Consider the following 6,476-nt stretch of genomic DNA (forward strand, 5'->3'; position numbering starts at 1 on the left):
TGGACATGGATATTGCTTCCACTGTCCAGCTCCTTTTTATAACGTCTTTAGAAACCGGTCGATTCGGCGCATCGCTTCCTCCAGTTTTTGTATGGAGGTTGCATACGAGCATCTCACATGGCCTTCTCCGCTCTCTCCAAACACACTTCCCGGCACGACAGCGACTTTCTCTTGCATTAAGAGCTGTTCGGCAAATTCTTCAGAACTTAAGCCTGTTTTTTCAATGGATGGAAAGACGTAGAAAGCACCCCCGGGGATATGGCAGGAAAGGCCCATTTCCTCCAGGGCGTGAGTTACGAGACTGCGGCGCTGACGGTAGCTTTCCTTCATTTTGATCACGTCCTTCTGTCCGTTCACCAAGGCTTCCAGCGCGGCATGCTGGGCCATCGTCGGCGCACACATCATCGTGTACTGATGAATTTTCAGCATGGCCTGGAGGATCTCTTTTGGACCGCAGGCAAAGCCAAGCCTCCACCCTGTCATCGCAAATGCTTTCGAAAAACCGGAAATCAGGATCGTACGGTCGCGCATACTCTCTATCGAAGAAAAACTTGTATACGGCTCATCATACGTCAACTCGGCATAAATCTCATCGGAAATGACGAGCAGATCATACTTTTCAACCACTTCAGCAATTTTAACTAAGTCGTTCTTGGACAGAACGGTGCCTGTCGGATTGTTCGGGCTGCACAAAAGAATCGCTTTTGTCCGTTCGGTGACCGCCGACTCAATGTGTTCAGGCTGCAGCTTGAACTCATCCTGGCTGTACGTATGAACCGGAACCGGAACTCCGCCGGCGAGAGTGACCGTTGGCGCATACGAAACGAAGCTAGGTTCAACCACTATGACTTCCTCACCGGGATTAAGGATCGCACGGAGCGCTATATCGATCGCCTGTGAAGCGCCGACCGTAACAATCATTTCGTCCTCTGCCCGGTAGGATACCCCAAACCGTCTTCGCATATAGCGGGAAATCTCTTTTCTTAGTTCCGGGAGTCCTGCATTTGCAGTATATGCAGTGTATCCCTGTTCAAGAGAATGATAGCTTGCCTCAATCACGTTCCATGGGGTCACAAAATCCGGTTCGCCAACCCCGAGTGATATAACGTTCTCCATGGATGACGCCAGGTCGAAAAAACGGCGGATGCCGGACGGCTTAATGGATTTTACCGTTTCAGAAAGGTATTTAGAACGTTGTTCTGTAATCATGGCGACACCACAATTCGTTTATCTTCCTCATCTTCACTGAAAACAAGACCGTCATGCTTGTATTTTTTCAGTATAAAATGAGTGGTGGTCGAGATGACAGAATCAATGGTTGATAGTTTCTCAGAAACAAAACGCCCCACTTCAGCCATCGATTTCCCTTCAATCGATACGGATAAGTCATAGACACCTGACATGAGGTAGACCGCTTTCACTTCAGGGAAACGATAAATGCGCTCAGCTACTTTATCAAATCCGACTCCTCGCTTCGGTGTAACCTTGACATCGATCATGGCCGTTACTGCGCCTTCATCTGTCCCTTTTGTCCAGTTGATAATGGCTGAATAGCCTAGTATAACCTTTTCATGTTCAAGCTTTTCAATCATTTGTATGGTTTCTTCTTCTGAAATGCCCATCAGCCTGGCGATCGTCGCTGTTTCCAGCCGGCCATTTTTTTCAATGAGCTGCAGCAGTTCTCGTTCTTTCGCATCCATTCCAATCACTCGCTTTACTTATTATATGTTGAACATTATAACAAATCAAAAGACACTCGCCATCCGGATTTTTTAATTTAATGCTTTGGAATTTTTTGTTTCTTCTAGTAAACTTTTAACTATACATCACTTAAGGAGAGTACCTATGTTTAAAATCTTTATCGTTGAAGATGACATCCGTCTTGTCTCTTTGCTTGAAAACTTTTTGCGGAAATATGGATTTGACACCTATGCTGTCAAAGACTTTGATGCTGTTGCCCTTCATTTTGAGGAGTTCAGTCCACATCTCTGTCTCTTGGATGTCAATCTCCCAAAGTTTGATGGCTTCTATTGGTGCAGGCAAATCCGTACATTTTCGACATGCCCTGTCCTGTTCGTATCTGCCAGAGACGGAAAGATGGATCAGGTGATGGCTCTTGAGAACGGAGCCGATGATTATATCACGAAACCGTTTGACTATGAGATTCTATTGGCCAAAATCAACAGTCTGCTCAGAAGAGTCTATGGCACGTATGCTTCGAGTCAAAACAGCCGCACGGTTGAGATTGATGGCTTAACCCTTGATGTAGAACGCCTGTCTGTCCAGTATGAGTCCAGACAGATCGAACTCAGCCATACAGAAGCCAAAATTCTCGATGAACTCATGAGAAAATCTGAACGGATCGTAAGCCGCGACCGTCTCTTAGAAAAAATCTGGGACGACCAAACTTTTGTTGATGATAACACGTTGAATGTATATATCACGAGGGTTCGCAAGAAAATGACAGCGCTTGACATCACCGATGCCATCCAGACCATCCGCGGACAGGGTTACCGGTTTACGCCAAATTGGAGCGGCCAATGAAGCTTTTTATTAGAGAACACTTATTGCTGTGTTTTGTCTACCTTATACAGCTCGCGGTGATCATTGCCATTTACCGGTTGGACGGTCATACCGATTGGAAAATTACTCTGTATGCCTGTTTATTGAGCTCCTGTCTGTTGGCGGGTTATCTGACCTACAGGTACTTTTCCCACCGTTCGTTTTATCACAGGCTGACGATACCCCTTGCTTCACTTGATGATCTACCATACAATCAGCAGGATTCACCGCTGCCCGAAAGCCTTGAAAACTTTCAAAAGGAGATGATCCGCCACTACAAAAAAGACTTGTACAACTACAAGCACAGGTTGGATCATCACGTTCAGTTCATCAACCAGTGGGTGCATCAGATGAAAACACCGTTGTCCGTGATCCATCTTATGGTCCAGGACCGTGACGATGAATTTTCTCAATCCATTGAGGATGAACTCGACCGGCTAAAAAAGGGGCTGGAAATGGTATTGTATACATCACGCCTCGATACATTTGACCGTGACTTTTATGCTGAGCGCCTAGATCTCTCGCTGCTCGTAAAAAAAGCAGCCTCGAGCCAGAAACGGCTGTTCATACGGAATCGTGTCTATCCAGAGCTAATGATAGAACAAGGCCTGACAGTGACTACTGATGATAAATGGTTCTCTTTCGTCCTCAACCAACTGGTCACCAATGCGGTGCGTTACACCCAAACACCAGGAGAAAAAGTGACCTTCCGTTCATTTAGACAGGATGGGCGGACAGGAATCGAAGTGATTGACCGAGGAGTTGGAATTCCCAAGAGCGACCTGCCTCGTGTATTTGATCCTTATTTTACGGGAGAGAACGGACGGAGCTTTCAAGAATCAACAGGAATGGGCCTGTATCTTGCCAGGCAGATATGCGAGAAGCTAGGACATCGCATTGAGATCGATTCATCTCCCGGCTCTGGCACAACGGTTAGAATCCTGTTTTAACCTTACAAAACTGTAAGCTTTCTGTAAGCTAACCAAATGGCAGCATCTGTTTGCTCCGAGCTACAATAAAAACAGAAAAAGAACAGGAGTGATATAGATGCCGATTTTAAATGTGAAACACCTTACCAAAGTCTACGAAGGCAAAGCCTCCCATAAAGCTTTGGAAAACATAAACTTTTCGATTGAAAAAGGAGAATTTGTCGGAATTATGGGACCTTCAGGAAGCGGAAAAACAACGCTGCTGAATCTCATTGCGACAATCGATTCGCCAACATCCGGAGACGTGATTATCAACAACCGCAATCCCCATCAGTTAAACCGTAAAGAAACAGCACTCTTCAGGCGTCATGAGCTTGGCTTTGTCTTTCAGAACTTTAATCTGCTGGACACATTAACGGTGGAAGAAAACATTGTGCTTCCGCTTACCCTTGATGGAGAACCGGTTAGAGAGATGGAAAGAAAGCTTCAAACCGTTACCAAGAAACTAGGAATTGACTCTATCGTCAAAAAAAGAACGTATGAGATATCCGGAGGACAAATGCAGCGTACCGCCATCGCCCGTGCGATCATACATGATCCTTCCCTCATACTGGCTGATGAGCCGACAGGAAATCTTGATTCCAAATCATCCAGGGATGTGATGGAAACCCTGTCCGCGATTAATAGAAATGAAGGCGCAACCGCTTTGATGGTGACGCACGATGCCGTGGCGGCGAGCTATTGCCACAGGGTGATCTTTATCAAGGATGGCCACCTGTACAATGAGATCTATCGGGGCGATAACCGACAGGCCTTCTTCCAGAAAATCATCGATATGCTAGCATTGCTTGGAGGTGACAGCCATGACCTTTCCACAGTTCGCCTTTAGAAATGTGCTTCGCAGCAAAAGAACGTATGCCGCGTATTTTCTGAGCAGCTCCTTCTCTGTCATGATTTTCTTTGTTTACGCTCTTTTTATTTTCCATCCTGGAATCAAAAAAGGGCTGACTCAGAGCCTGGCGATCCAGCTCATGGTCATGGCTGAATTTGTCATGTACTTCTTTGCTTTTTTCTTTGTCTTGTACTCTGTCAGTACCTTCCTTAAAACTCGAAAAAAAGAATTCGGCATTCTGATGATGCATGGTATGACGAAAACCCAGTTGAACATTATGGTTTTTATGGAAAATATGATGATCGGAACCGGTGCCATCCTGATCGGAATCGCGGCCGGGATCCTGACCGCAAAATTATTTTTTTTGGTCGCTGCTCAGCTGCTTGATATTCATTCACTGCCGTTCTATCTGTCATGGAAAGCGGTCGTACTGACGATCGGGGCGTTTCTCGGACTCTTTCTCCTGATTTCTGTATTTACTGCTTTTCTTGTCAGGACGAACTCGCTGATCAGCCTGTTTCAATCAGGCCAGAAGCCTAAGAAAGAACCGAAAGTATCCGTTCTTCTTTCGCTATTGTCTGCGGTTCTTCTGCTGGCAAGCTATTATCTCGCTGCAACGGCAACTATGAATTCATTAATGATCAGAATGGTGCCTGTCATCGTAATGACAATCGTTGGATCGTATTTTTTCTTCACTCAGCTTTCCGTCTTTATCATGCGGTCACTTCAGAAAAAACGCTTTCTGTTCTGGAAGAAAACAAACATCATTACCATTTCAAGCTTATCTTATCGGCTCAAAGATAATGCCAGAATGTTCTTCATGGTTTGTATCGTCTCTACTGTGGCCTTTTGTGCGGTTGGATCACTTTCATCGATGAAAACACTTTCCAAGCAATTCGACGAGGACTATGCTGCTGAGATCAGCTATATTGCAAGAGATCAACAGCCGCTTCACAAGGAGAACCTGAATAAAATTAACAATGCATTGAAGCAAGAAAAACTGAAGTATACGACTTATCAAACAACACTTAAAATTTTGAATGTCACATCGTCCGACGATAAATATGCTCCTAAAAGCATGCCGGTCATGTCTTTCAGCGCATATAAAGCAATTCGGCAAAAATCAGGCAATGACATAACCGAGGAATCGCTTACCGGCAAACAGGTATTGAAGATGAAAACGTCTTCCACAGAAACGTTTGCGCCGCACATGTATACCTTCAAACAAGCAAAACTGAGTGTGAATGCAGCTGCCTCTACAAAACATGTCGCCATGCCAAGGGAACTGATTGACAATGAGGGCTTGGTTGTCAGCGACGAACTGTACCAACAGATCAAACCTGCATCCACACAAGAATTTACGGGCTTTTTCACGCCCAATATGGAAGAGACAAAAGGTATGCTTAATGGCCTCGCAAAAGATGGCATTGTAAGATTCTACGAAAAATCACCTTACTCGATGACGGTGAGCGGAACACTCGCCGACCAAATGATGAAGCTGTACAGTGCACTTCTGTTTGTAGCCTTGCTGATTGGCGCAGTCTTCTTCGTAGCCGCAGGCAGTTTCCTGTACTTCCGCCTTTATGCAGACCTAGAGTATGATATCCGCCTCTATCAGACCATTAAAAAAGTAGGTTTGACTGACAATGAGCTTAACGGAATTGTGACAAAGCAGATTGCATTACTTTTCTTCGTCCCAATTGCCGCAGCCTTCGTCCATAGCGCTTTCGCGTTCTCGGCTCTGCAAAGCTTTTTCAGCCTTTCCATCGCAGGTCAGGTCGCTGTCGTGCTAGCAGGCTTCCTGACGGCCCAACTCATCTATTTTTTTATGATCAGACATCGCTATTTGCGAAATTTGAGGAAATCATTAATTTAAAGCACTGTACTTAAATATGAATCAATATGCACTAAGAGTCTGTATCTTCGGTTACCAAGCAATCGTCGATCCGGACTCTTTTACGTTGTTCTTTTTCACAAAAATTGTTGCTATTGAAATCAAATATAAAAAGACATCTAGTTCAGACCGTAGACAAACCCCATTTCAATTCATATTGAAATGGGGTTTGTCCTGTTTTTTTGTCCTTTTTCGTTAA

The 6,476-nt window shown here is 44.9% G+C and carries 6 protein-coding genes; 4 read left to right on the forward strand and 2 right to left on the reverse strand.

Annotated features, from left to right (window positions below; all coding sequences use genetic code 11):
• Positions 1–36 precede the first annotated feature (36 nt).
• Positions 37–1,209 (reverse strand): aminotransferase, encoded by a 1,173-nt coding sequence (locus ABHN01_RS20315; protein ID WP_429877023.1) that lies wholly within the window; start codon positions 1,207–1,209, stop codon positions 37–39.
• Positions 1,206–1,700: an Lrp/AsnC family transcriptional regulator gene (locus ABHN01_RS20320; protein ID WP_429877024.1), complete on the reverse strand. Its 495-nt coding sequence runs from the start codon at positions 1,698–1,700 to the stop codon at positions 1,206–1,208. The genes ABHN01_RS20315 and ABHN01_RS20320 overlap by 4 nt, the downstream gene beginning before the upstream one ends.
• A gap of 145 nt (positions 1,701–1,845) precedes the next feature.
• On the opposite strand from ABHN01_RS20320, the gene ABHN01_RS20325 reads away from it, so the two are divergent.
• The 4 genes from ABHN01_RS20325 to ABHN01_RS20340 all read left to right on the forward strand — a co-directional run bounded on the left by ABHN01_RS20325 (position 1,846) and on the right by ABHN01_RS20340 (position 6,259).
• Positions 1,846–2,544, forward strand: coding sequence for a response regulator transcription factor (locus ABHN01_RS20325; RefSeq protein ID WP_429877025.1), 699 nt, complete (start codon positions 1,846–1,848; stop codon positions 2,542–2,544).
• Positions 2,541–3,512 carry a sensor histidine kinase gene (locus tag ABHN01_RS20330; protein WP_429877026.1) on the forward strand — a complete coding sequence of 324 codons (972 nt, stop codon included), beginning with the start codon at positions 2,541–2,543 and terminating at the stop codon, positions 3,510–3,512. Before ABHN01_RS20325 ends, ABHN01_RS20330 begins: the two co-directional genes overlap by 4 nt.
• A gap of 97 nt (positions 3,513–3,609) precedes the next feature.
• Positions 3,610–4,380 carry an ABC transporter ATP-binding protein gene (locus tag ABHN01_RS20335; RefSeq protein WP_429877027.1) on the forward strand — a complete coding sequence of 257 codons (771 nt, stop codon included), beginning with the start codon at positions 3,610–3,612 and terminating at the stop codon, positions 4,378–4,380.
• The gene (locus tag ABHN01_RS20340; protein ID WP_429877028.1) at positions 4,355–6,259 is read left to right on the forward strand and encodes an FtsX-like permease family protein; all 1,905 of its coding nucleotides are present in this window, start codon (positions 4,355–4,357) and stop codon (positions 6,257–6,259) included. The genes ABHN01_RS20335 and ABHN01_RS20340 overlap by 26 nt, the downstream gene beginning before the upstream one ends.
• The last annotated feature ends 217 nt before the right edge of the window (positions 6,260–6,476 follow it).

The sequence above is a fragment of the Fictibacillus sp. NRS-1165 genome, from assembly GCF_050468105.1.
In the GTDB taxonomy this organism is placed as follows: domain Bacteria; phylum Bacillota; class Bacilli; order Bacillales; family Fictibacillaceae; genus Fictibacillus_C; species Fictibacillus_C terrinigri.